23 protein-coding genes and 1 tRNA gene are annotated in these 23,838 nt (G+C 66.0%); 10 read left to right on the forward strand and 14 right to left on the reverse strand.

Features of this window, described 5'->3' with window-relative positions:
- Positions 1-37 precede the first annotated feature (37 nt).
- The 8 genes from QNO06_RS14665 to QNO06_RS14700 all read left to right on the forward strand — a co-directional run bounded on the left by QNO06_RS14665 (position 38) and on the right by QNO06_RS14700 (position 7,278).
- Positions 38-108: transfer RNA gene (locus tag QNO06_RS14665), tRNA-Gly, on the forward strand.
- A gap of 88 nt (positions 109-196) precedes the next feature.
- Positions 197-658 carry an aspartate 1-decarboxylase gene (gene panD / locus QNO06_RS14670; protein WP_227911781.1) on the forward strand — a complete coding sequence of 154 codons (462 nt, stop codon included), beginning with the start codon at positions 197-199 and terminating at the stop codon, positions 656-658.
- 9 nt (positions 659-667) lie between these two features.
- Complete coding sequence (locus tag QNO06_RS14675) at positions 668-1,594, forward strand: AEC family transporter (protein ID WP_227911782.1); 927 nt, start codon at positions 668-670, stop codon at positions 1,592-1,594.
- A 174-nt stretch (positions 1,595-1,768) separates the two neighbouring features.
- Positions 1,769-3,091, forward strand: a complete 1,323-nt coding sequence (locus QNO06_RS14680) for an extracellular solute-binding protein (protein WP_227911783.1) — start codon at positions 1,769-1,771, stop codon at positions 3,089-3,091.
- The gene (locus QNO06_RS14685) at positions 3,088-4,050 is read left to right on the forward strand and encodes a carbohydrate ABC transporter permease (protein ID WP_227911784.1); all 963 of its coding nucleotides are present in this window, start codon (positions 3,088-3,090) and stop codon (positions 4,048-4,050) included. Before QNO06_RS14680 ends, QNO06_RS14685 begins: the two co-directional genes overlap by 4 nt.
- Positions 4,050-4,892 carry a carbohydrate ABC transporter permease gene (locus QNO06_RS14690; protein ID WP_227911785.1) on the forward strand — a complete coding sequence of 281 codons (843 nt, stop codon included), beginning with the start codon at positions 4,050-4,052 and terminating at the stop codon, positions 4,890-4,892. The genes QNO06_RS14685 and QNO06_RS14690 overlap by 1 nt, the downstream gene beginning before the upstream one ends.
- A 38-nt stretch (positions 4,893-4,930) precedes the next feature.
- On the forward strand, positions 4,931-6,187 hold the full coding sequence (locus QNO06_RS14695) for an ABC transporter ATP-binding protein (protein ID WP_227911786.1): 1,257 nt from the start codon (positions 4,931-4,933) through the stop codon (positions 6,185-6,187).
- A 113-nt stretch (positions 6,188-6,300) separates the two neighbouring features.
- Positions 6,301-7,278 carry a hypothetical protein gene (locus tag QNO06_RS14700; RefSeq protein ID WP_227911787.1) on the forward strand — a complete coding sequence of 326 codons (978 nt, stop codon included), beginning with the start codon at positions 6,301-6,303 and terminating at the stop codon, positions 7,276-7,278.
- Position 7,279: 1 nt separating this feature from the next.
- On the opposite strand, the gene QNO06_RS14705 is transcribed toward QNO06_RS14700, so the two are convergent.
- From QNO06_RS14705 to QNO06_RS14750, 10 genes are all read right to left on the reverse strand, one after another.
- Positions 7,280-9,241: an NHL domain-containing thioredoxin family protein gene (locus QNO06_RS14705; protein ID WP_227911788.1), complete on the reverse strand. Its 1,962-nt coding sequence runs from the start codon at positions 9,239-9,241 to the stop codon at positions 7,280-7,282.
- Entirely contained in the window at positions 9,241-11,451 is a 2,211-nt protein-coding gene (locus QNO06_RS14710) for a bifunctional copper resistance protein CopD/cytochrome c oxidase assembly protein (protein WP_442860143.1), read from the reverse strand. The genes QNO06_RS14705 and QNO06_RS14710 overlap by 1 nt, the downstream gene beginning before the upstream one ends.
- Before the next feature lie 133 nt (positions 11,452-11,584).
- Positions 11,585-11,869, reverse strand: coding sequence for an HU family DNA-binding protein (locus QNO06_RS14715; RefSeq protein WP_269437355.1), 285 nt, complete (start codon positions 11,867-11,869; stop codon positions 11,585-11,587).
- Positions 11,870-12,171: 302 nt separating this feature from the next.
- The gene (gene rpsN, locus QNO06_RS14720) at positions 12,172-12,477 is read right to left on the reverse strand and encodes a 30S ribosomal protein S14 (RefSeq protein ID WP_227902692.1); all 306 of its coding nucleotides are present in this window, start codon (positions 12,475-12,477) and stop codon (positions 12,172-12,174) included.
- A 2-nt stretch (positions 12,478-12,479) separates the two neighbouring features.
- On the reverse strand, positions 12,480-12,647 hold the full coding sequence (rpmG, locus tag QNO06_RS14725; protein ID WP_013602737.1) for a 50S ribosomal protein L33: 168 nt from the start codon (positions 12,645-12,647) through the stop codon (positions 12,480-12,482).
- Positions 12,647-12,883, reverse strand: coding sequence for a 50S ribosomal protein L28 (gene rpmB / locus QNO06_RS14730; protein ID WP_146360594.1), 237 nt, complete (start codon positions 12,881-12,883; stop codon positions 12,647-12,649). The genes rpmG and rpmB overlap by 1 nt, the downstream gene beginning before the upstream one ends.
- A gap of 374 nt (positions 12,884-13,257) precedes the next feature.
- Entirely contained in the window at positions 13,258-14,400 is a 1,143-nt protein-coding gene (locus QNO06_RS14735) for a glucose-1-phosphate adenylyltransferase family protein (RefSeq protein WP_227911790.1), read from the reverse strand.
- Between the two features lie 80 nt (positions 14,401-14,480).
- Positions 14,481-14,975 carry a MarR family winged helix-turn-helix transcriptional regulator gene (locus QNO06_RS14740; protein ID WP_227911791.1) on the reverse strand — a complete coding sequence of 165 codons (495 nt, stop codon included), beginning with the start codon at positions 14,973-14,975 and terminating at the stop codon, positions 14,481-14,483.
- A 144-nt stretch (positions 14,976-15,119) separates the two neighbouring features.
- On the reverse strand, positions 15,120-16,703 hold the full coding sequence (locus QNO06_RS14745; RefSeq protein ID WP_227911792.1) for an MFS transporter: 1,584 nt from the start codon (positions 16,701-16,703) through the stop codon (positions 15,120-15,122).
- A gap of 213 nt (positions 16,704-16,916) precedes the next feature.
- Positions 16,917-17,690 (reverse strand): SGNH/GDSL hydrolase family protein, encoded by a 774-nt coding sequence (locus tag QNO06_RS14750; RefSeq protein WP_227911793.1) that lies wholly within the window; start codon positions 17,688-17,690, stop codon positions 16,917-16,919.
- A 94-nt stretch (positions 17,691-17,784) separates the two neighbouring features.
- Here QNO06_RS14750 and QNO06_RS14755 point away from each other — a divergent pair, with 94 nt between their 5' ends.
- Positions 17,785-18,747 (forward strand): diacylglycerol/lipid kinase family protein, encoded by a 963-nt coding sequence (locus QNO06_RS14755; RefSeq protein WP_227911794.1) that lies wholly within the window; start codon positions 17,785-17,787, stop codon positions 18,745-18,747.
- 10 nt (positions 18,748-18,757) lie between these two features.
- Here the strand turns inward: QNO06_RS14755 and QNO06_RS14760 are convergent, their stop codons facing one another.
- A complete protein-coding gene (locus QNO06_RS14760) occupies positions 18,758-19,591 on the reverse strand; it encodes a M23 family metallopeptidase (RefSeq protein WP_227911795.1) in 834 nt (277 codons plus the stop codon).
- Positions 19,592-19,873: 282 nt separating this feature from the next.
- Here QNO06_RS14760 and QNO06_RS14765 point away from each other — a divergent pair, with 282 nt between their 5' ends.
- Positions 19,874-20,581, forward strand: coding sequence for a hypothetical protein (locus QNO06_RS14765; RefSeq protein ID WP_227911796.1), 708 nt, complete (start codon positions 19,874-19,876; stop codon positions 20,579-20,581).
- On the opposite strand, the gene QNO06_RS14770 is transcribed toward QNO06_RS14765, so the two are convergent.
- Genes QNO06_RS14770 through QNO06_RS14780 form a run of 3 tightly spaced genes read right to left on the reverse strand, consistent with a single transcriptional unit; the run spans position 20,533 to position 23,760 of the window.
- Complete coding sequence (locus tag QNO06_RS14770) at positions 20,533-21,621, reverse strand: FecCD family ABC transporter permease (RefSeq protein WP_284162469.1); 1,089 nt, start codon at positions 21,619-21,621, stop codon at positions 20,533-20,535. The two genes, QNO06_RS14765 and QNO06_RS14770, sit on opposite strands and share 49 nt — an antisense overlap.
- A complete protein-coding gene (locus QNO06_RS14775) occupies positions 21,618-22,748 on the reverse strand; it encodes a FecCD family ABC transporter permease (protein ID WP_227911798.1) in 1,131 nt (376 codons plus the stop codon). The genes QNO06_RS14770 and QNO06_RS14775 overlap by 4 nt, the downstream gene beginning before the upstream one ends.
- Entirely contained in the window at positions 22,732-23,760 is a 1,029-nt protein-coding gene (locus tag QNO06_RS14780; RefSeq protein WP_227911799.1) for an iron-siderophore ABC transporter substrate-binding protein, read from the reverse strand. The genes QNO06_RS14775 and QNO06_RS14780 overlap by 17 nt, the downstream gene beginning before the upstream one ends.
- Between the last annotated feature and the right edge of the window lie 78 nt (positions 23,761-23,838).

Here is a 23,838-nt window from a genome sequence, read left to right on the forward strand (position 1 = left end):
GTAGAGTTAGGGACTGCACCGGATTCTTCCGGGCGCTGCGGGCGTAGCTCAATGGTAGAGCGCTAGCTTCCCAAGCTTGATACGCGGGTTCGATTCCCGTCGCCCGCTCCCTTTGGGTCCGTTCCGTTCCCTGCCTGTGAGCCCCCGTCAACCCCGGGGCTCGAAGTCCGCCGCAATCGGCGTAGACTTGTCCGCGATGAACCGGAAAATGTTTAAGTCCAAGATCCACCGCGCTACGGTGACCCATGCCGACCTGCATTACGTGGGTTCGGTGACGGTCGACCTCGACCTGCTCGAAGCAGCGGACATCCTGCCCGGCGAGCTGGTCTCGATTGTCGACGTCACCAACGGTGCCCGCCTGGAGACCTACACCATTGCAGGCGAGCGGGGCTCCGGCGTGCTGGGCATCAACGGTGCCGCCGCCCACCTGGTGAACGTGGGCGACACCGTCATCCTGATTACCTACGCCGACATGACCACCGAAGAAGCCCGCAGCTTCGTGCCCACCGTGGTCCACGTGAATTCCGCCAACCGCATCCTGGAGCTGGGCACGGATCCGGCCGAAGCAGTCACCGAGGGCACCGAGCGTCCGCCGCTCGCCCTGGACAACAGCCAGCTCACGGGCGACAACGTGAGCTCCGCCGCCCAAGCGGGATAACAGCTTCGGGTGCTGGGGGTACTCACCGGATTCGCCGTTGTATGGATCATCATCCTTACCGGCTATGCCATCGGCCGGCTCAAGGTACTGGGCGACAACGCCCAGACCGTCCTGAGCCGGCTCGCGTTTTTTGTCGCCTCCCCCGCACTGCTGCTCACCACGCTCAGTGACGCGGACCTGCCCACGGTTTTCTCCCTGCCGCTGCTGGTGGCTGCCGCCAGCGCCCTGGCCACCGGCGGACTGTACGTCCTCGCCACCCGCTGGTGGCTGCGCCGGCCGCTGCCGGAAACCCTGGTGTCAGCCATGTCCTCGTCCCTGGTCAACGCGGCGAACCTCGGACTTCCAATTTGTGTTTATGTCCTTGGCGACGCCGCCTACATTGCCCCGGTGCTGATTTTCCAGCTGGCCTTCTTCACCCCGTTTTTCCTGATGATGCTTGATTCCGCCACCAGCGGGCGGCGCACCTCGGTGGCAGTCTTCGCCGGGCAGGTGATCCGCAACCCGATTGTGGTGGGCTCGCTTATCGGCCTGTTCCTGGCCGCCACCGGCCTTCGGCTGCCGGAAATCATCCACGAGCCGGTGGCCCTGATCGCCGGCGCAGCGGTGCCGGCCATGCTGCTGGCCTTTGGCCTGTCCCTGGTGGGCTCGCGTCCGCTGGATGCCGGCGGTGGGCGGCGTGCCGACGTGATCCTCGCTTCGGGCTTCAAGCTGCTGCTGCAGCCGATGCTGGCCTACCTGCTGGCCCGCTTTGCCCTCGGCATGGAAGGCCACCTGCTCTTCGCCGTCGTCGTTACGGCAGCCCTGCCCACGGCCCAAAACGTCTTTGTGGCCGCCTCGCGGTATGGCGAGGGGGTGCTGGTCGCGAAGGACACCGTCCTGCTTACCACCGTCGCTTCCCTGCCCGTCCTGGTGCTGGCCGCTGCCCTCCTGACCTGAGGTTCTACGCGCTTTGGCACGTTTCTTTGTGGCGTAAATTACTATCTAGGCCTATGGTCAAAGCACTTGCTGCTTAGTGTTTGCTGGGAGTCACTCCTAGAGTTCGTTTGCAAGTCACAGCCACGCGGGCCGTACTGCAGCCCGCGCCTACAACGAGGTGGAGGCACAGTACCGATGCCAAAGGATGCAAGACACTGGGGGCGCACCCGGAAAGGGGCCCGGGCCGCTGTCGGCGTTGCCTTGGCACTCGGCGCGACCCTCCTGACCGGCTGCGGCACCGATGAGGGCGCAGCACCCACTCTGACCTGGTACATCAACCCGGATGCCGGCGGCCAGGCGGAGCTGGCCAAGCAATGCACCGAAGCATCCGGCGGTGCCTACACGATTGAAACGTCCCTCCTGCCCAACGATGCTGCGTCCCAGCGGGAGCAGCTGGCCCGGCGCCTGGCCGCCGGCGACAAGAGCATGGACATCATGAGCCTTGATCCGCCCAACGTGCCCGAGTACGCGGAACCGGGCTACCTTGCCCCGGTGCCCGCCGACGTCGCCGAGCGCACCACCCAGGGCGTCCTTGAAGGCGCCCTCGCGGGCGCAAAGTGGAAGGACGAAGTGGTGGCCGTGCCGTTCTGGGCCAACACGCAGATCCTCTGGTACCGCAAGTCGGTCGCTCAAGCTGCGGGGCTGGACATGAGCAAGCCGGTGACCTGGGACCAGATCATCGAGGCCGCCAAGAGCCAGGACAAGTACATCGGCGTCCAGGGCGCCCGTGCCGAATCAATGACGGTCTGGGTCAACGCACTGGTGGAATCGGCCGGCGGCACCATCGTGGAGAACCCGGACGCCCCGGCCGATGAACTCAAGCTCGGCCTGGACACCGAAGCGGGCAAGCAGGCAGCAGAGGTGGTCTCCACCATCGGCAAGGAGGGCCTCGGCGGGCCCGGGCTGCCCACCCAGACGGAAAACACGTCCATGATCCAGTTCCAGGGTGACCAGGGGTCCTTTATGGTCAACTACCCCTTCGTCTGGCCGGCCACCAACGCGTCGGTGGAAGAAGGGGCCCTGCCGGACACGCTGATCGACGACATTGGCTGGACCCTGTATCCGGCCATGACGGAAGGCGAAGAAACCGCGCCTCCGCTGGGCGGCATCAATCTGGGTGTGGGCTCGAACAGCCAGCACCCTGACCTTGCCTACCAGGCCATTGAATGCATCGTCTCCCCGGAGAACCAGGCCCAGTACTTCGCCACCAACGGCAATCCGCCGTCCAATGAAGACGCCTACAACGACCCCTCGGTTACGGAAACCTTCCCGATGGCTCCCACCATCAGGGATTCCCTGGAACTGGCTAAGCCACGTCCTCAGACCCCGTACTACAACGAAATCTCCACCGGCATCCAGCAGACCTGGACACCGCCGAGCGACGTAAACCCGGATTCCACACCGGCCACCAGCCAGGAGTTCATCATCGAGGTCCTTAGAGGGGAGAAACTGCTGTGAGCACTTCCGTCGAAGCAGCCCGGGAAGCCCCGGCACCTACCCGTCCCGTCAAGCAGCCCCTCAGCGACAGGGCCAAAGCCGAACGCCGGCTGGGCCTGTGGCTTGCCGGGCCCGCGTTCGTCATCATGCTGGCCGTCACGGCCTACCCCATCCTGCTGGCCCTGTGGGAATCGCTGTTCAAGTACCGCCTGACCGCGCCTGCCGACCGTGAGTTCGTGGGGCTGGGCAATTACGCCACCATCCTTTCGGACGGCCTGTTCTGGCGGGACCTCGGCGTCACCGTCCTGATCACGGTCATCACCGTGGTTGTGGAACTGATCCTCGGCTTTGCCCTGGCCCTGGTCATGAACAGCGCCCTGAAGGCCGTCCGCGGCTGGCTGCGGACCGCCATCCTGGTGCCGTACGGCATCATCACCGTGGTCTCCGCCTTTGCCTGGTTCTACGCCTTCGACATCAACTCGGGCTACATCAACAGCTGGTTCAGCTGGGTGCCGGGCATCGACGCGGACCTGAATTGGTTCGCCGACACCTGGACGGCGCTGTTCGTCATCATGGCATCGGAAATCTGGAAGACCACACCGTTCATTTCACTGCTCCTGCTGGCCGGCCTGGCGCAGGTGCCCGGAGAACTGACCGAAGCGGCCGAAGTGGACGGCGCAACCTGGTGGCAGCGCATGTCCAAGGTCATCATCCCCAACATGAAGGCCGCCATCATGGTGGCGGTCCTGTTCCGGGCACTGGACGCGTTCCGCATTTTCGACAACGTCTACATCATGACCAACGGCGCCTACGGCACCGAAGTGCTCTCGCTGTTGGCCTACCGGACCTCCATCACACGCCTGGAGATCGGCATGGGTTCGGCAGTATCGGTCCTGCTGTTCGTCTGCGTGATCATCATCTGCTTCATCGCCATCAAACTGTTCAAGGTGGACCTTACCGGTGCACGAGGGGGTAACTAGTGAAATCCTCACCAACCAAGCGGCGGTGGATCTGGGGCATCATCTCGGTGCTGGTCATCCTGTACGCGCTCTTCCCCGTCGCCTCCATCTTTGCGACCTCGTTCAAGCTGCCGAGCGACCTGACCTCCGGGACGTTCCTGCCCAACACCTGGTCAACCACCAACTACGAGCAGATCCTGGTCGGCGACGCGCAGGGCCTGTTCCTGAGTGCCCTGCGCAACTCCATCGGCATCTGCCTCATTGCCACGTTCGTCGCCGTCATCCTGGCCACCCTGTGCGCGTACGCCATTGCCAGGCTGGATTTCCCCGGCAAGCGCCTCGTGCTGACCACGGCACTGGGCGTATCCATTTTCCCGGTGATCTCCATCGTGACCCCGCTGTTCAACCTGTGGCGCAACATCGGCCTCTACGACACCTGGCTCGGGCTGATCATTCCCTATCTGTCCCTGACCCTGCCGATCTCCATCTGGACCCTGGCAGCGTTCTTCCGGCAGATCCCGTGGGAACTGGAACAGGCCGCCCAGGTGGACGGTGCCACCACGTGGCAGGCGTTCCGCAAGGCCATCGTGCCGCTTGCGGCGCCCGGCGTCTTTACGACGGCGATCATCGCGTTCTTCATTGCGTGGAACGACTTCGTGTACGGCATTTCGCTGACCTCCACCGAAGCAGCCCGGCCGGTTCCCGCCGCCCTGGCGTTCTTCACCGGCGCTTCCCAGTTCGAGGAGCCCACAGGAGCCATTTCGGCGGCGGCCATCATCGTCACCATTCCCGTAGTTGTCCTGGTGCTTGCGTTCCAGCGCCAAATCGTCTCCGGCCTAACCCAGGGCGCCGTCAAGGGCTAGTCCCTTCGGTACCCGGATGAAAGAAAAGGATCCCAACCATGGCATCTATTACTCTTAACCACCTCGTCAAGAAGTACGGCGACGGTTTCCCGGCCGTCAACGACGTCAGCCTGGATATTGCCGACGGCGAGTTCGTCATCCTTGTGGGCCCGTCCGGCTGCGGCAAGTCCACCCTGCTGCGCATGATCGTGGGCTTGGAAGACATTACCTCCGGCGACCTGCTGATCAACGGCCAGCGCGTCAACGACAAGGCGCCGCGGGACCGCAACCTGGCCATGGTCTTCCAGAACTATGCCCTGTACCCGCACCTGACCGTGTACGAAAACATTGCGTTCCCGCTGCGCCTGAACAAGGGCAAGTACAACGACGAGCAGGTGAAGAAGCTCGTCACCGATGCCGCCGCCACCCTGGAGCTGACCGAGCACCTGGACCGCAAGCCGGCCAACCTCTCCGGCGGGCAACGGCAGCGGGTGGCGATGGGACGGGCCATTGTCCGCCAGGCCGATGCTTTCCTGTTCGACGAGCCGCTCTCCAACCTGGACGCGAAACTGCGCGGCCAGATGCGCTCGGAGATCTCCCAGATGCAGCGCCGGCTGGGCGTAACCAGCATCTATGTGACCCACGACCAGACCGAGGCCATGACCCTCGGGGACCGGGTGGCAGTGCTGAAGAAGGGCATCCTGCAGCAGGTGGCATCCCCGCGGGAACTCTACGAACAGCCCATCAACCTCTTTGTGGCCGGGTTCATCGGCTCCCCGTCCATGAACTTCCTGCCCGCCACGCTGGAGAACGGGGTGCTGCGCACCGCCGTCGGCGATATCCGTATTCCGGAAGAGAAGGCAGCCAAGGCAGCAGGCAAGAAGGTTGTCCTGGTCGGTATCCGCCCGGAGTTCTTCGAGGATGCGTCGCTTGTGGAGGGACACAAACTGGAGCACGGCTCCACCTTCACCGCGCCCATCACGCACACTGAGTGGCTGGGCAATGAGCAGTACGGGTACATCCACTTCGATCCCACGCCCGAGGTGCGTGAACTGCTGGACGCCCTGGCGCGGGACATGGACGCCGACGAGCTCCGGCCGCAGGTGGTGGTCACCCTCGACGCCGCCAGTAGGATCCGCGGCGGCCGCGACGCCGAACTGTGGCTGGACACCCGCAAGGTACATCTCTTCGATCCCGAGACGGGCGATAACCTCACCCGGGATGCCGCCGCCGGTGCGGAGCTGACCGAGGAAGCCAACGCCGCCCGTGCCGAGGAGATTGCCGCAGCACGCGAGGACGTTCCCGCCGCGTCCTGACCTCCCGCTGCCCCCGCAGGGCTGCATAAGAGCGCTGCGGCAGCGCCTGACACGTTGGCCGGACCGGGGAACCGATCCGGCCAACGCTGCCTCGGGCAGGTAACGTAATACCGGTGCAGGGAACATCACCGGTAATCAAGGCAGTGGCCAGTTGGCTGCTTGCCCTCATGCTCACCATTGCGGCCGCCGTCGTCGCCGTCTACTTCGTGAACGCGAAGGCGTACGGCCCGGAACACCAAATCCGCGCCTATCTGCAGACGGTGGCCGACGGCGAGGGCGGGCAGGCCCTGGGGCTGCTCCACGCCTCGGTCCCCGAGGCCAATGCCGCACTGCTGGACAACGATGGACTCCGTGCCTCGGTCAAGGGCCTGGAGGTGCTGGAGGTCGGCGAACCCGAAGACCTCGGCGAGGACCGCGTCCAGGTTCCGGTGCGTTATGCGTACGACGGCACGGAGGGCACCACCGGGTTTGTCCTCGAGAACGCCGGAAAACACTGGATGTTCTTCGACACATGGGAGTTTGTCCCGTCAGCCCTGCCCACGGTGCAGGTCAATGCCCCCGCACTGCGGGAAGCGAACCTCAACGGTGTACGGGTAACGCTGCCCGAGGGCGTGAACACGTTTGCCGCTTTCCCCCTCTCGCGGGTGGCGGCCTCCTATGAAAGCCCGTATCTGGCGGCCCCCGAGCAGCACACGGTGGTGACCGCGGAGTCCGAGGAACAGCTGAATCTGGCCCCCGAGGCCACCAAGGACCTGATCTCCAAGGTGGACACCAGCATCCGCGCGTTCCTGGACGAGTGCACCGCCGCGGACCGCCTGGCTCCCCCGGGCTGTCCGTTCTACCACTTGACCAACAACCGGGTGGACCAGCCCATCAAGTGGAGCATTGCGCAATACCCCCAGGTAAAGCTGACGCAGACCGAGGGCCGCTGGGTCCTGAGCCCGCTGACCGGCACGGCCCGGGTCACGGCCACCCAGATCGACCTCTTCACCGGAGCCAAGAGCCCGCTGGTGGCCGAGGAGGGCTTCACCTTCAACGCTGCCCTGCGGGTGGACGGCGAAGAGGTGTCCGTAACCCCCCAGGTGGACTGACTTAGTCCAGGCCGCGCAGGTCCAGGACCAGCGCGGACTCGCCGTCAGCCTGCACCTCAACCGGGATTCCCCAGTCCTGCTGGTACATGTGGCACGCAGCGTGGTCGGGGATTTCACCGCCTGGCTCGCCGTCGCATGCCGCCGCGCGGGCGGTGATGTGCAGGACTCCCCCGCTCACCTGGTCCGACAGCACGATCTCGCGGGTCAGGCCGGTGGCCGTGCCGCCGCCGGAGACCAGCAGCTCCTCCGGGGAGGCGGAAATCTTCAGCTGCGTGGGGTCGCCCCAGCGGTCATCCAGCTTCTGCCCCTTGGGGGCGGCGAAGCGGATGGTCAGAGCCAGGGGGCCGGCAGCCACGGCGGTCTTGGGCCGCTGCGTCTGGCGGGCACCTTCGTCCACGGACTGGGCGTCCTTCGGGATAGGCAGGCGGACCAGCTGGTGCCGGTTCGCTTCGACCACAATCAGCAGCGGCTCGGCGGAACTGCTGTCCACCAGGACGTCCGACGGCTCGGCCAGTCCCCGGGCCAGGGTGGAGACGGTGCCCGTGGCCGGATCATAGCGGCGCACGGCGCCGTTGTAGGTGTCCGCCAGGGCCACCGAACCGTCCGGCAGCACCGCCACGCCCAGCGGGTGCTGCAAACGGGCCTCGGACGCCTCGCCGTCGCGGAACCCGAAGTCGAACAGGCCGGCGCCGACGGCGGTGTCCACCTGAACGCTGCCGTTGGCGTCCACCGTCAGCCGGCGCAGGGCCGAGGTTTCAGAGTCAGCCACCCAGATGTTCCCGTCGGCGTCCTCGGCCAGTCCGGAGGACTGGGCGAACCAGGCCTCCGTGGCTGCGCCGTCGAGCAGTCCTTCCAATCCGGTGCCCGCCAGCACGGCTACCCCGCCGGTCGCGGGGTCGAAACTGAAAATCTGGTGCGTACCGGCCATGGCCACCACCAGGCGGCCGAGCTTCGCGGACCAGACGAGGTCCCACGGAGAGGACAGCGAAACATTCAGCGGATCAGCGCCAAGCAGGTCGGAAGCATCTGCCGGAACACTGCCTGCCCCAGCCGCGTCCTCTGCGGTGGCCGCCTCGGCGGCACCGGCCTTGGACTGGTTCCCGGCGTCCAGCAGCCGCTGCACGCCGTTGCCGGCCAGCGTAGTGACCGTTCCTGCTGCCATATTCACCCCGCGCAGGCGGTGGTTCACGGAGTCCGCCACAACGACGTCGTACCCGGCCTGCGCAGCCACATCGGCGGGCAGCAGGGCCACACCCTGGGGCTCGTTGAAGCGTGCCGCGCCAGCGTCGCCGTCGCGCCATCCCTTGGTGCCCTCGCCGATCACGCGGCGGACCGTGGCCAGGTCGGCTTCAAGCTCCACCAGCCGGTGGTGGCCTGTGTCGGCCACCAGGAAGGTGCCGCCGGGCAGGGCGGTTACCTTGCCCGGGAAGCGCAGGTCTCCGGCGGAGGGCTCTGCGGGCACGTAGGGACCGTCGCCGCGGTGCAGCGTCCCCTTGGCCTCATGCTCGGCCACGAGCTCGGCTACGAGCGATTCCAGGCCCGCTGCGTGGCCCTCGCCGGACAGGTGCGCCACGATGTAGCCTTCGGGGTCGAGAACTACGAGTGTGGGCCATGCGCGGGCGGTGTAGGCCTGCCAGGTCAGCAGCTCGGGGTCGTCCAGGACCGGGTGGTGGATGTCATAGCGCTCGACGGCCGCGGCCAGGGCCACCGGGTCCGCTTCGTGCTCGAACTTGGGTGAGTGGACTCCCACCGTCACCAGCACGTCCGAGTACTTCTCCTCGAGGGGCCGCAGCTCATCCAACACGTGCAGGCAGTTGATGCAGCAGAAGGTCCAAAAATCCAGCAGCACAATCTTGCCGCGCAGATCCTCAAGGTTCAGCTGCCGGCCGCCGGTGTTCAGCCAGTTCCGGCCCTCCAGCTCGGAGGCCCGCACCCGGTATCCGGCGCGCACGGTTTCAGTCATTAACGATCTCCTTGGTCCTGGGTCCTGGCATCATGCTGGGCCAGTGTTGCAAACATGTTGTTGTAAGCAGTGAGGTCGGCGTCATTATTCCGCTCGGCCGCACGGTCGGAGCGCCGCGTCTCCCGTGCGTCGCTCTTGGACCACTGGTAAGCGACCCCGATGGCGACGAAAAGCGTGGGGATTTCACCGATGCCCCACATCAGGGACCCGCCCAGCTGCTGGTCTGCCAGAGCCGACAAGCCCCATTCCCGGGCCATGTTGCCGAAGTAGGAGGCCTGGATGAGCGCTGTGCCGCCCATCACGGCCACGCCGAAGAACGCGTGGAAGGCCATGGTGGCCAGCAGGATGACCAGCCGCAGCGGGTACGGCGCCCGGGCGGGCAGCGGGTCTATGCCAATCATGGTCAGGATGAAGATGTAGCCGGTGAGCAGGAAGTGCATCACCATCAGCTCGTGGCCCACGTGCTCGCGCAGGGCGAAGCCGAACAGGTCCGAGTAGTAGAAGATCACAATGGACCCGGCAAAGTTCACGGCCGCGAAGATGGGGTTGGTGATGATCTTCGAGTAGCGCGAGTGCACTCCGATCAGGATCCATTCCCGGATCCCGCGGGTGCCGTCCCGGCGCGGGGCCAGGGTCTTGAGCGCCAGGGTCACCGGCGCGCCAAGCACCAGGAACAGGGGCACCACCATGGTCAGGGCCATGTGCCCCAGCATGTGGGTGCTGAACAGGACCATGCCGTAGACCGCAGGCGCCCCGGAGGTGATGTAGGCCAGGGCCATCAGGCCAATAAGCCAGCACGCGGTGCGCAGCACCGGCCACTTGTCTCCGCGGCGGCGCAGTTTCACCGCACTAATCAGGTACGTCACGGCCAGGGTGATAATAATCGCCACCCACAACCAGTCCGGCCGCCATTCGGTCAGGTACCGCTCCGAGGTCAGTTCCGGGGGCAGGTCGTATCCGGTGAGGATGCGTGCCGGCGACGCGTCCGTGGGCAGTTCTTCCGAGCGCGGGGGTGCGGTGCGGCCCAAGGCCACCGCCACGCCGGACACGGCGCCCATGATGGCCAGTTCCACGGCCACCAGCTGCCACAGCACCCGCTGCGCGGACAGGTCCCCCTTGGAACCGGCCACGGCCGTTGCTCCGGCGGTACCGGGCGTGCGTGCCGGGTTGGAGCCGGCAAGGCGGGGAATGATCCAGCGGCGGTGCATCAGTCCCAGCAGGCCCAGCAGCAGGGTCAGCGCAGCCTTGGTGAGCACCAGGGCGCCCCACCGGCTGCCGAGCTGGTCCAGCGAGGTGATCCGCAGCGAGGCGTTGACGACGCCGGAGAGGAACACCAGTGCGAAGGCGAAGCCGGCCAGGCCGGAGAACCGGGTCAGTACGACGCCGGTGATGGAACCGAGCTGCCGTGACACAACGGCCAGCACAATGATCCCGCCGATCCAGAGGCACACACCCAGCAGGTGCAGGCCAATGGAGTTCACAGCCGCACTGTGGTCGTCACCGCCGGCCGAGTGGCCAATCAGGGCGGTGGGCAGCAGCGCGCCGACGGCAAGGATCAGGGTGAAGGCCAGCATGCCCAGGGAACGTACGCCGAACGTCAGTGCAGTGACGACGGCGGCAATAATGCTGATCGCCAGCCAGGCCCGGCCGGTGGAGAAGTCCGTGAGGAAGGAAGCCAAGCCGTCGGTGTACCCGGAGCCGGCGCTGAGCGGAAGGCCGGAAACGTCCGAGTACGTGAACACCATGACCGCCAGGGCGGACACGGTCCAGAGAATGGCGGCTCCGCTGGCCAGCGTCAGTGTGCGGGTGAACGCGGGATGCTCCGGTTCGGCTGATGCGGCCCGGCCGGTATCGGATTTGCGCGTCCGTTTGAAGTTCAGGTGTTTGGGAACAATAGCCACCGCGAACAGCAGTGAGCCGATCACCGCCGCCATGGAGATGTTCTGTACCGCTTTGGCCGCTGGCAGTGCCCAGCGGGTCAGCGCACCGGGGTCCCCCAGCTGCGAAGCACCGGCTGCGCCTGTGAAGAGCAGCGCGGAGGCGAGGGCAATAAAAACGAGGGCGCCGGCAGCCGCCAGCCAGCCGGTCCGCACCGCGCCAGCGTCAGCGTTCCCGCCGTCCGCTGCGCTTGGATCATTCCCGGTGCGCGGCTGCGGGCGCAGGTCAGCGCCTGCAGAGCGGGCGGTGGAGGTTTTGGCAGATTTTGGCACAGTACCCATTCTCTACCCCCGGTAAAAATAGGGCCAATCATTGTTGCCGCCCTCACGGTGCGCCCGGACGCAGAAAGGGCCGGCATCATGGATGCCGGCCCTCTGTACGCTGCGGCTTAGGCCGCTGCGGATGCTACTTCTTGGAGACAGCGGCCTTCAGCTTGGAGCCGGCGGTCAGCTTGACGCTGTGGCCTGCCGGGATCTGGATGGTTTCGCCGGTCTGCGGGTTGCGGCCCGTGCGTGCAGCGCGGTCGGTGCGCTCAACTGCGAGCCAGCCCGGGATGGTGATCTTCTCGCCGTTGGAAACGGAGGTTGCGAAGATGTCGAAGACGGCATCCAGCACGCCGTTGACTGCGGTCTGGCTGTTGCCGGACTTTTCTGCAACTGCGGCAACAAGTTCACTGCGGTTCATAGCCAATTTATGTCCTCCTGGACTCTGGGGTATTTCGTGCGGAAACGCGGATGCGAAACCGCCGCTGTTCGAAAACTTACCAGCTTGGACCCCCAACTCCGGCAAAAACCCCTGCATTCAGCGGATTTTTCCGGTTTTTCGAGCCGAAAAAGGCCAATTTCGGCTGGCCGGACCACCAACTCGCGTCCCCGGCCTCCTGCGTGATACCGTCCCGCGCCCCAGCTGGTACAGCGCGGCCCTGAAGCCCAATTAACAGCAAAAAGGGCGACCCCTTCAAGGGGCCGCCCTTTTTGGCGGTAAAGCAGTGCTTACCAGCTGGACTTCTTGATGCCCGGCAGTTCGCCTGCGTGGGCCATGTTGCGGAAACGCACACGCGAGATACCGAACTTCTGGAGGGTACCGCGGGGGCGGCCGTCAATCTGGTCACGGTTGCGAAGGCGGACCGGGGAAGCGTTGCGCGGGAGCTTCTGCAGGCCGAGGCGTGCAGCTTCGCGGGCTTCGTCGGTAGCGTTTTCGTCTACCAGGGTCTTCTTCAGTTCGAGGCGCTTTGCAGCGTAGCGCTCAACAACGACCTTGCGCTGCTCGTTGCGGGCAATCTTGGACTTCTTTGCCATTCTTAGCGCTCCTCACGGAATTCGACGTGCTGGCGGATCTTGGGATCGTACTTCTTCAGAACCATACGATCCGGATCGTTGCGACGGTTCTTGCGAGTTACGTAGGTGTAGCCGGTGCCCGCAGTGGACTTCAGCTTGATGATCGGACGTACGTCCTTATCCTTAGCCACTACAGCTTCACACCCTTCGCGATCAGGTCGGTAACAACAGCGTCGATGCCGCGGATGTCAATCGTCTTGATGCCGCGTGCAGAAACCTGCAGCGTCACGTTGCGGCGCAGGGACGGAACCCAGTAGCGCTTCTTCTGAATATTCGGGTCGAACCGACGCTTGTTGCGGCGGTGCGAGTGCGAAATGCTGTGACCAAAGCCGGGGATGGCTCCGGTTACCTGGCAGTAAGCTGCCATGATCTCTCCTCCAGTTGTAGTAAATATGACGGTCCTCAAAAAACAGACACAAGGCCAAAGCGCCTAAGCACCTGCCATAAAGAGCGTCCCGCCACCAGTTTTGACACCGTTATTACTGCGACTTTCCGGAGGTTGACCTGGCGGGGTGAGATCCAGCCGAAGTGCCTCGCCGCGGGGAAGACGGTGAAGTTCAGGTAGCCGAACGGGGAAACCCGGCTCGACAGCCCTCAATTCTAGGTTTATACGGGTGGCCGCGCAAATACTCCTCCGCCCGCGCGGGGCAGGCAGATTAACATACGCACGACTTAACGCCTCTCCATCCTAGGGCCAACGGGCGTTTCGTTCAAACTCGCAGCGGCCCCGGGTGCCGGGTATCACGACGACGGCGGATCGACCTTTGAATCCCGTCCCACCACTGCCACGCCGTTTTCCGGATCCTGCTCCGCGCCGTCGAGTTTGCGTCCCTGGCCGATCACCGTTCCGGAGTCCACCACCAGGTTGGCGATACGGGCGCCGGAGCGGACCACCACATCCTCCAGCAGGACGCAGGAGTCGACTTCCGCACCGGCTTCCACCACTGCGCCGGCGCTGAGCACGCTGCGCCGCACGGACCCTTCCACCCGGGACCCGGGGGCCAGGAGGCTGCTCTCGACCCGGGCAACCGGGCCTGCAAAACCGGGCAGCCGGCGGGGGCTGGCGGAGAGCATGGGCCACTGCTGGTCATCGAAATCCAGTCCGCGTCCGTCAATCAGGTCCATGTGTGCCTGGTGGTAGCTGCGCGGGGTGCCCATATCCCGCCAGTAACCCGGCAGCCGGTGCTCCACCACCTTGGCGTTTTCCACCAGGTAGGGAATGAGCTGGTCCCCGTAGTCTTCGAGCTGCCCGTCCCGACGCACCAGCTCGTCCAGGGCATCCAGGAGCACATCGGCGTCATAGAGGAAGATCTCCGCAGCCACCAGATCCGACTTGGGGTCCTCGGGCTTGTACTCGAATCCGGTGACCGTCCCGTCCGATACCTCCACCACCCCGTGATCTCCGGGATTGTCGTTGGCCAAAGTGGTGACGACGGTCAGCGCCGCCCCGCTCTCCTGGTGGGTGTCTACAACCTCGCGGTAATCCAGCCGGTACAGGTGGTCGGCGCTGAGGACCAGGACCAGGTCCGGATCGAATTCACGTATGTAGTCCGCCTGCCGGTACAGGGCGTCCGCGTTGCCCTGGGCGAACCCTTCGCCCTCGCCGCCCTGGAACGGCGGCAGCACCCGCAGTCCGCCGTTGGTACGGTCCAGGTCCCAGGGCCGGCCGCTGGCCAGCTGGTCATTAAGTGACTGGGGTTTGTACTGCTCCACAATCCACACGTCGCCGAAGCCGCTGTTGTGCAGGTTGGAAAGGGAAATGTCGATCAGGCTGTAGGAGCCGGCCACCGGCATGGCCGGTTTTGCCCGGTGTCCGGTCAGGCTCCCCAGCCGGCCGCCGGTACCGCCGGCCAGGATTACGGTCAGGATTCGGGGTACGCGCATGCTTTTGTGCCTCTCGTCGTGCCGTGTTCGGTACTTTCCACGCTAACAACCCCGCGCGGGCACGGCACAAGCGGGACGGACTAGGGCCGCTGGCAGGGGCCCAGGATGCCGTTGCCGGGATTAATCCGCGTGAGGATCTTCTTGCCCACCCGCTCCAGGTCTTCCACATCCTGCTCGGTGAGGCCGTCAAAGACCACGCTGCGGACCGATTCCACGTGGTCCGGCGCCAGTGCCTTGAGCGCGGCCATCCCCTCGTCGGTCAGCGACGCAGTGGTCACCCGGGCATCGTCGGGCGACGGCGAGCGGGACATCCAGCCGCGCTGCTCGAGTTTCTTGACCACGTGCGACAGCCGGGACAGGGACGCGTTGGAGCGGGCAGCCAGTTCGCTCATGGGCAGGCAGCGTTGCTCGGACTCGGAGACCATGGCCAGGACGTGGTAATCGAAGAGGGTCAGCCGGGCACGGCGGAAAAGATCGGCGTCGAGGGTGGCGGGCAGCAGGCTGGAAACGGCATACAGGGCAAGCCAGGCCTGCCGCTCCCGGGGGCTGAGCCAGCGGGGGCTGTTTTCGGTCATGCCGGCTGTCCTCTCGTCAATGGTTTACCTTTCAATCATCGCAGGCCCCGGGCAACGTTCCAACCTCCGGGTTAAACGCCGCACCGGCCGGACAGGTGTCCGACCGGTGCGGTTGGGAAGCGCTACGGCTGGTGCCGACCCCGGCTAGCGGTGGTCTGCAGTGCCCGCGGGCGCCGGGTCGGCGTCCGACTGCGTGCCCTGCTGGCTGCCGAGTGTCTCAAAGGGCAGCGAGTCAACGTCCAGATTGGGGTTCTCATCCTGCCCGGCTACCAGCTCGTATGCCTCGGCCTCCGTGTCCACGCTGGGCATGGACCCCGGCATGGGCCGCTGCGCGGATTCCTTCATGAAGATCACCGCAATGGCGCCGGCCACTGAGGTGAACATCAGCCAGTACGCCGGGGACATGTCATTGTCCGTGAGGGCGATCAGGCCCTGCATGATCAGCGGAGCGGTACCGCCGAAGACGGCGGTGGCAACGTTGTAGGAGATGCCCATGGCGCCGTACCGGCTGGAGGTCTGGAACAGGGAGGGCAGCGTGGCGGCCAGGTTGCCCACATAGAAGGTCACCGGGACGGCGAGCAGCAGCAGGCCCAGCAGCGTAGTGGCAACCGGACCCTGGCCAATCAGCATAAAGGCAGGAACAGCCAGCACGATGGTGGATCCGGCACCGATCCACAGCACGGGGCGGCGGCCGATCCGGTCCGACAGCTTGCCGGCGAGCGGAATGCACAGGGCCATAACCACCAGGACGGGAATGGTCAGCAGGGTGCCGTGGACCGGGTCGTAGCCCTTGGAATCAGTCAGGTAGGACGGCATGTAGGACGTAAGTGCGTAGCCCACCGAGTTGACGGCGGCCACGAGGACCATAGCCAACACAATCGGACGCCAGTAGGCGCGGAAGATTCCCATGGTGCCCAGCGACTCGGTTTCGTCACCGGCCTTGGCACTGGCTTCCTGGGCGTCCAGCGTGGCCTGGAAAGCCGGGGATTCTTCGATTTTCAGCCGGAAGTAGATGGCGAAGGCACCCAGCGGTCCCGCAATAAGGAAGGGAATGCGCCAACCCCAGCCCACCATGTCGGACTCGGAGAGCAGCAGCTGCATCACCGAAACGACGGCGGCGCCCAGGGCAAAGCCCATGTAACTGCCAAGGTCCAGGATGCTGGCCAGGAAACCCCGCCGCTTGTCGGAGGCGTATTCCGAAACGAAGGTGGTGGCACCGGCATACTCACCGCCGGTAGAGAAGCCCTGCAGCAGCTTCATGAGCACCAGCAGGATCGGAGCCCAGATGCCGATGGTGTCGTAGCTGGGCAGCAGGCCGATGATGAACGTGGACGCAGCCATCATGATCAGCGTGATGGCCAGGGTCTTCTGCCGGCCAATGCGGTCACCGAGGCGCCCAAAGACGACGCCGCCCAGCGGGCGGGCAATGAAGGTGGCCGCGAAGACACCCAGGCTGAAGAGCAGCTGCGCATCCTTGTCGGCGTCGGACAGGAAGACGGCACCCATGGTGACGGCGAGGTAGCCGTATACGCCGACGTCGAACCACTCCATGGTGTTGCCAACGACGGTTCCGCCCACTGCCTTTTTCATCATGGCCTTGTCGACCACGTTGACGTCGTCAAACTCCAGCCTGCGCCGCCTCAGCGGTGGCATCCGCAGCTTGCGGGCCCTTGCCTTAGCGGATGATTCCGGGGTTCCGGAAATGTGGGGCGGTGCATCTTTCGACATGTCGGCCTTCCCTCGATGAAGTCAGCTGCTGGGAACAGAAGCAGCCGCCCGGCGCCAAATAGGGCCGGGCAGACCTACAAGTTTAGGAAAATCTCCTGGCCACACCGAATCGAAGGGGCGAATTCCGCCGGTTTTACGCGGCAGGGAAGGCGATTCAGCCCAATAAACAGGGGACTTATCTTCAGTTATGTGATTTGGCCCATAACCGCCGGTTCAGGCAGGCAGCGGTGGGTGTGTCAGCTCTGGATAACGGGCAGTGAGGTTGTCTCCGGAGGAGACGCCGCGCAGTCTGCGGCTCACCCAGGGGCCAAGGTAAACCCGAGCCCACTGGGCGTCCCGGCGCAGCTGTTCCACCCGGTTGCGGGAGGGCAGGTTCTCCAGTTCCGGCACGTCGATTGCGTCGGTTCCGCGCAGCACTTCCAGGACCTTCTTGGCGGTGAGCATATGACCGGCGGGAGACATGTGGATCCGGTCCACCGCCCAGTAGCGTTCGTCCTGGAGCTCCCGCATCCGCCAGTAGTCCACCAGCACGGCCTCGTTCTTCTCCACGATTTCCCGCACCAGCTCGTTGTACACGGCTGTGCGCCCCCGGGTCCGGCCGATGACCGGTGCGCTGCCCGAGTCAAACCCAGTGAAGACCATCACCGCTGCGCCGCTGGAGCGCAGCTTCGCGATGCCTCCTTCGTAGGCAGCCACGATGGCGTCAATGTCCACCTTCGGGCGCAGGATGTCATTGCCGCCGGCGTAGATGGTGACCAAGGTGGGAGACATGGCAATAGCCGCATCCACCTGCTCGTTCAGGACCTGGTGCAGCTTTTTGCCCCGGATTGCCAGGTTCGCGTACCCCCAGGAGCTGTCGGCAAGCACCAGCTGTTCGGCAACCCGGTCCGCCCAGCCCCGCACACCGTTGGGGCGGGTTTCATCCTCATCCCCCACACCTTCCGTAAACGAATCCCCCAGGGCCACATATCGTTGCGTAAAGTTCACCACCACAGGTTACAAGCTCGGACCCGGACCCTTTCACCACACCCCCGGGCTAGACTCGGAGCGGAACAGTTCGCATGCTTACGATAAGGACACCATGACCAGCCAGGAACCACAGAAGCGCCAGCGCGCCGCTGTCATTGTGAACCCCATCAAGAAAACGGACTTCGACGTGCGCGTCCGCGTGGCCGAGATCTGCGCGGACGAAGGCTGGGAGGAACCGCTGTTCTTCGACACCGAGGCGGAGGACCCGGGGCATTCCATGACCCGCAAGGCGATGGAGGCCGGCGTGGACCTGGTCATCGCCGCCGGCGGCGACGGCACCGTCCGCTGCGTGGCTGCCGAACTGGCCGGCACCACCTTCCCCATGGGACTGCTGCCGCTGGGCACCGGCAACCTGCTGGCACGGAACCTCGACATCGGCGTCGACGATCCCGAGCAGGCGGTCCGCGCCGCCCTGAACGGCACCGAGCGGCGCATCGACGTCGTGCACGTGACCGTTGACGAGAACGTGGACAGCGACACGTTCCTGGTGATGGCCGGACTGGGCTACGACGCCGGCATGATGGCGGACACCAAGGACGCCCTCAAGGACAAGATCGGCTGGCTGGCCTACGTGGATGCCGGCATCCGCAACCTGCCCGGCAAACCGGTGAAGACCACCATCTCGATTGACGGCGGCAAGCCGATCCAGCGCCGGCTGCGCAGCGTGATGGGCGGCAACTGCGGCAAGATCACCGGCGGACTGGAAATTTTCCCCGGCGCCCGCCTTGATGACGGCCTGCTGGACATCCTGACCCTGGCTCCGAAGGGCAAGCTGGGCTGGTTCGGTGTAGTGACGGGGCTGCTGCGCCGCGGCAAGGGCAGCAGCACCGCCGTGGAGTACTACCAGTGCAAGCGCGCCGAGGTGTGGGCCGAGTCCCCCTTGGACTTCGAGATGGACGGGGACCACCTCGGCAGCGCCACGCACATCCTGTTCGAAACGGAGTCGAATGCCCTGCGCATCCGGATGCCGTACGGCAAGAAGGATCCGGCAGTCCTGAGCAACCCGGTGCCGTAGCCCGCCCCGGCTACAGCCAGCCCATCGGGTCTTCGTAGGCTCCGTGGCGCAGCACCTCGAAGTGGAGGTGCGGGCCGGTGGAGTTGCCGGTGCTGCCCACGCCGGCAATGACCTGCCCCGCTTCGACGGTCTGGCCCACTTCAACGTCAATGCTGTTGAGGTGGTTGTAGGTGGTCTGCAGGCCGTCTCCGTGGTCAATGACGATCCGCAGCCCGCCGCCGCCGGTGGTGTGCCAGCCCGCTTCCACCACGGTGCCGGCGGCAGAAGCCTTCACCGGAGTGCCGGTGCCTGCACCGAAGTCGGTGCCGGTGTGGAACTCCAGGGCGCCCGGCGCCAGCGGATTCTCGCGGTAGCCGAACGGGGACGTGACGGGGGCGTCGTCCAGCGGAGCCACCGGTCCCTGCGGGACGGGCACGGAAACTGCTTCCGTGCCCCCGCCTGCGGGCCCGGCCTGCGCCGCCGGGGCGGCCGGACCTCCTCCGGACTCAGGGGCCGCCGGTGTCGCAGCCGCGGCTTCAGCGCTCAGCGACGCAACCACTGCCTGCCGTTCCAGCTGCAGCTCCGGTTCGGCGGAACCTGCCGCCCCGCCTACCAGGCCGGCAATAACGACGGCGGCGGCAACCCCCAGCGCTCCGGTCCGGTTCGCCGGGGTGTCGTGCTCGTGGATCCAGTCCTTCGCCTGGGTACGCAGGTCGCGGGGCTTGGGGGTGGCCGCGTGCGCTCCCCGGGGGCGCCGTTCCACCAGGTCGCGGGCCCGGTCCCGGACGTTATGCATGGTGCGGAGCAGGATCCGGCCGGAGACGGTTTCATATGCCTGTGCGGGTTCAAAAAAGTGCTCGGTCAACAATCACCTCAGCGTGAGTATTGGTCAAGGACTCTTCATGCACCGGACCCTTGTCCGGGTCCCTGTCTATGCATCGGGCCTGGTGTGCCTTCGACACCGGCCATATTTCGATTCTAGGAAGGGCGGTGAGCCCATTCGACAATATGTGGGCAATCCCAAATTCCTGCGTGACCGGCGCCCCTGCTCCTGTGTCCGCCGTCACGGACCGGTTGTAGATGGATTAGCATCACTAGCTGAAGTGCCTGCCGTAGACGGCGGGCCGAACCATCCCGGGGGATACTCATGCGGCCGCATCACCTGTTCTTCATCAGCGCCGGCACCTTTGCTGCAGCCTGGCTCGTCCTGTCCTACTGCAACGCTCCCCGGTTCGGTCCGGCCGTGGTTGCGGTGATCGTGGTCCTGACGCTGTGGACCTGTGGTTATGTGCTGAACAACCGGCGCGCCGCACGGGCCGCCGGCATCCGGCTGCAGGGCCGGAGGGCTGACCGCCAGGTACTGGTCAACCGCTCCCCTGCACAGTGCGCCGAACTGCTGGACACCGTTTTTGGCGCGGTTGGATTGTATTACCGCGGTATCCAGGAGGTACCCGGAGGCGTCTTTACGCTGGCCCGGAACCGCACGGTGCTGGCGAGCGAACCTTTGTTCGTGGTGTCCGCGCCCGGCCCCGACGGTGGAACGCTGGTGCGGGTTGCCGCGGAACACCCCAAGGGCACCTTGAACTGGGGCGAAGCCAGCCGGCAGGTCAGGCTCCTGCTGGGTGAACTTTCCAAGTGGGACGCCTACGTGCGCGACAACGCAAAGGCGGATCCGCTGCCCTGGCCGCATGCACCGCTGGAACTGAAGCCGCTGCCGGCAGGGTATTCCGAGCTGGCGCTGCCGGCGGAGTACCCGGAGCCCCTGGCGGATGAGGAGGATTGGGGCCTGGATGAGGAGGATTCTCCTCAGAACAAGCCTTTCCGGGCTTCGGTCCACAAAAGCCAGCCCAAGTAGAGGCTGCCCAGGCCCGCGGTGAAAATCCCCACGGGCAGGGCCGGGCCGACGTCGATCTGCTGCACGGTGAAATCGGACAGCGTCAGCACCAGGGCACCCACCAGGGCGGGGGCAACGACTCCGGGCGAGGAGGTCCCCAGCAGCCGCAGGGCAATCTGCGGGGCCACCAGGGCCACAAAGGCCACCGGCCCGCAGACGCTGACGGCGGTAGCGGCGAGTACCACGGCCAGCAGCACGGCCACCGTCCGGGTCCGATCCACCCGGACGCCGAGGGATTCGGCCAGCTCATCGCCCAGGGCCACCAGGTTCAGCCGACGCTGCAGGGCTGCCGCCGCGGGCAGCACCACGGCCACGGCAATCCCAATGATGGCAACGTGGGACCAGGACCGGGATGCCAGGGATCCGTTGAGGTAGAACGCCAGCGTCTGGGCCTGCTGCTCGCCCAGGGTCGTCATCGCCAGCGAAGTCAGCGCGGAGGCGACGGCGGAAATGCCGATGCCGGCCACAATCATTTTCCCGGGCCGGGCAAAGCCCCGTCCGGTGCCCAGCCAGACCAGGGCCACGGCCAGTCCGCCGCCCAGGATCGCCGCCACGGGGACGGGCACGTAGCCGGGCCACAGGGCGGTGGCTGCGGCGCCGGCGGCAGCGCCGCTGGTCAGGCCAACCACCTCAGGACTGCCCAGGGGATTGCGGGTGACAGTCTGGAAGAGGGAACCTGCGACACCCAGCGCCATCCCGGCGCCCACAGCGGTCAGGAATCGGGGCCCGCGCAAACGTTCCAGGACAAAGGCGCCACTGCCTTCCGGCGGTGACACGGCCAGGGCCAGCAGCTCGGTCCAGGACAGTCCCAGCTTCCCGGCGGTCAAAGTGAACGCACCAACCAGCAGCACGGCCACGGCCAGGAGAACGGATAGGAGCAGGCTGCGCCGGCGGTACCGGATACTCAGCTTTGAGCCCAGCCGGAGGGTACGCGCGCCGCTGGGTGGCACCGCACTGGACCCACGGGCCGCAGCGGGTGCGACCCGCGTCCGGGCGCTCATGCGACGGCCCGCATCCGGCGCACGGCCAGGATCAGCAGCGGTGCACCGAGCAGGGCGGTCACGACGCCGGTGAGCAGTTCCCCGGGCTGCGCCGCCAGGCGGCCGAGGACATCGGCGAACAGCAGCAGTGCCGGGCCGGTGAGGGCGCTGAGGACCAGCAGCCAGCGGTGGTCCGGGCCTGCGAAGCTGCGCACTATGTGCGGCACGGCCAGGCCGACAAACCCGATGGGGCCGACGGCGGCGGTTGCGGAGGCGCACAGCAGTGTGGCGGCCAGGGCGCCGGTAATCTTGGCAGCCTGGGGGTGCAGGCCCAGCGACGCCGCCGCTTCCTCCCCCAGCGCCAGCGCGTTCAGTGACCGGCCGGTTGCCAGGGCCGCGGCCAGTCCCACGAGGAAGAACGGCAGGACGTCTTGGGCCTGCTCCAGGGTGCGGCCGCTGAGGGACCCGACGGCCCAGAACCGGTACATGGTGAAAACGTCCGGACGCGTCAGGGCAACGGCCTGGATGTAGGACATCAGCACCGCCGACATCACCGTGCCGGCCAGCACCAGGCGCACCGGGGTCGAACCCCGCCGGCCCGAGGACAGGCCGTACACCACGACGACGGTAAGCAGCGCGCCGGGCAGGGCCAGCCATACATTGGCGCCGGCCGCGCCGGCCCCGAAGAACGCCATGCCGGTGACCATGGCCGCGGCGGCACCGGCGTTAACGCCCAGGATGCCCGGGTCCGCCAGCGGATTGCGTGTCAGGCCCTGCATGATCACCCCGGCCACGGCCAGTGCTGCACCGGCCATGATGCCCAGGACGGTGCGCGGGATCCGGCTGGCCACCACGTCATCCGCGTAGGTGCTGCCGGTGCCGGTGAGCTCGGTCCACAGGGAGGCAGCCACCTCGCCGGGACTCAGCTGATGTGCTCCCACGGCCAGGCTGGTCACCACGGCCAGGACCAGGAGGGCTGCACCCGCACTAAGCAGCACCGCCCCGCGGCCCGCGCCAACGGACGCCCGCCGGGCCGGTGCGGGCCCCGCCGGAGCGCCGGGAGCGGCCGGTGCTGATGCACCGGCCGCTGCGGGGTCCGCGGCTTCCGCCCGGACCCCAGGCGGAAGCGAATCAGCCGACCTTGGCAACTGCTTCTTCGATCATCGGTTCGAACCGATCCAGGACCCACGGGACGCTCAGCGGGGTGAGGAAGCTGGAGCCCATGCCTACCTGGCGGTCCAGGTTGCGGACCACGGAGTCGCGTTCCACGGCGGGAATCGAGGCGAACAGCCGCTGTTCCTCGGTGCGCTGCTGCTCGGCTTCATCGTTGTACCAGGTGAACAGCACGTCCACGTTGTTGAGCTTCTCGGCGTTTTCCAGTCCCAGCTCGGAGGTGAAGCTGCCTTCGCTCGAGGGAATGTCCTTCACCTCGGGCGCCACGGTCATGCCCAGAGCGGTGAGCATGTCCACCCGCGCGTCACCCTCGTTGTACAGCACCAGGGAACCGGGTGCGCCGCCGCCCCACACATAGGCGAAGGTCTTGCCGGCAAATTCGGGGTGCTCCGCGGCGCTGTCGGCCAGGGACGTCTTGATACCGGCTACCGCTTCCTCTGCGGCCTCCGGCTCGCCCAGTGCCTTCCCGATCACCGAAATCTGGTCATCCCAGTCGATGTTCCAGGCCTTTTCGGGGTAGGCAACCGTGGGCGCCAGGTCATTGAGGATGTCGAAGTCCTCCTGCGTGATGCCCGAGTTCGGGGCCAGGATCAGGTCCGGTTCCAGCGCCACGATCGCATCAATGTCGATGTCGGTGCCGCCGGTGAAGGTGGCGGGGAGGTCGTCGCCCCGTTCCTCGATGGCTTCGGTGACCCACGGGTAGTTGCCGTGCCCGTCATTGCCCCAGGTGACTTCTTCCACGCCTACGGGCGTGGTGCCCAGCGCGACGGCGGTGTCTGCGGATCCCCAGCCGATGGTCACCACGCGTTCGGGCTTCTTTTCGATGACGGCCTCACCCAGCGCGGATTCCACCGTCACCGGGAACTGCGCGGACGCCGTACCGGATTCTTCGACCGGGCTCGAGTCCGAAGCCTCGGCACCGCAGCCGCTCAAACCGAGCAGGAGCGCGGGAACCGCCAGCAGGGCGGCCTTGGGGGCACGTTTCATGGTTTGTCCTCTCAGAAGTCCGGCCCGCCGAACGGCGGGCCGGTAAAGCCAAAAACGGGGTGGAGCGGGCCGGCGGGT

Source organism: Arthrobacter sp. zg-Y20, from assembly GCF_030142075.1.
In the GTDB taxonomy this organism is placed as follows: domain Bacteria; phylum Actinomycetota; class Actinomycetes; order Actinomycetales; family Micrococcaceae; genus Arthrobacter_B.

What these genes read in the sequence shown, in the direction of transcription:
- panD (WP_227911781.1), top strand. Translation starts at nt 197, where the DNA reads ATGAACCGGAAAATGTTTAAGTCCAAGATCCACCGCGCTACGGTGACC.
- QNO06_RS14680 (WP_227911783.1), top strand. Translation starts at nt 1,769, where the DNA reads ATGCCAAAGGATGCAAGACACTGGGGGCGCACCCGGAAAGGGGCCCGG.
- QNO06_RS14695 (WP_227911786.1), top strand. Translation starts at nt 4,931, where the DNA reads ATGGCATCTATTACTCTTAACCACCTCGTCAAGAAGTACGGCGACGGT.
- QNO06_RS14705 (WP_227911788.1), bottom strand. Translation starts at nt 9,241, where the DNA reads ATGACTGAAACCGTGCGCGCCGGATACCGGGTGCGGGCCTCCGAGCTG.
- rpsN (WP_227902692.1), bottom strand. Translation starts at nt 12,477, where the DNA reads ATGGCAAAGAAGTCCAAGATTGCCCGCAACGAGCAGCGCAAGGTCGTT.
- rpmB (WP_146360594.1), bottom strand. Translation starts at nt 12,883, where the DNA reads ATGGCAGCTTACTGCCAGGTAACCGGAGCCATCCCCGGCTTTGGTCAC.
- QNO06_RS14735 (WP_227911790.1), bottom strand. Translation starts at nt 14,400, where the DNA reads ATGCGCGTACCCCGAATCCTGACCGTAATCCTGGCCGGCGGTACCGGC.
- QNO06_RS14740 (WP_227911791.1), bottom strand. Translation starts at nt 14,975, where the DNA reads ATGACCGAAAACAGCCCCCGCTGGCTCAGCCCCCGGGAGCGGCAGGCC.
- QNO06_RS14745 (WP_227911792.1), bottom strand. Translation starts at nt 16,703, where the DNA reads ATGTCGAAAGATGCACCGCCCCACATTTCCGGAACCCCGGAATCATCC.
- QNO06_RS14755 (WP_227911794.1), top strand. Translation starts at nt 17,785, where the DNA reads ATGACCAGCCAGGAACCACAGAAGCGCCAGCGCGCCGCTGTCATTGTG.
- QNO06_RS14765 (WP_227911796.1), top strand. Translation starts at nt 19,874, where the DNA reads ATGCGGCCGCATCACCTGTTCTTCATCAGCGCCGGCACCTTTGCTGCA.
- QNO06_RS14770 (WP_284162469.1), bottom strand. Translation starts at nt 21,621, where the DNA reads ATGAGCGCCCGGACGCGGGTCGCACCCGCTGCGGCCCGTGGGTCCAGT.
- QNO06_RS14780 (WP_227911799.1), bottom strand. Translation starts at nt 23,760, where the DNA reads ATGAAACGTGCCCCCAAGGCCGCCCTGCTGGCGGTTCCCGCGCTCCTG.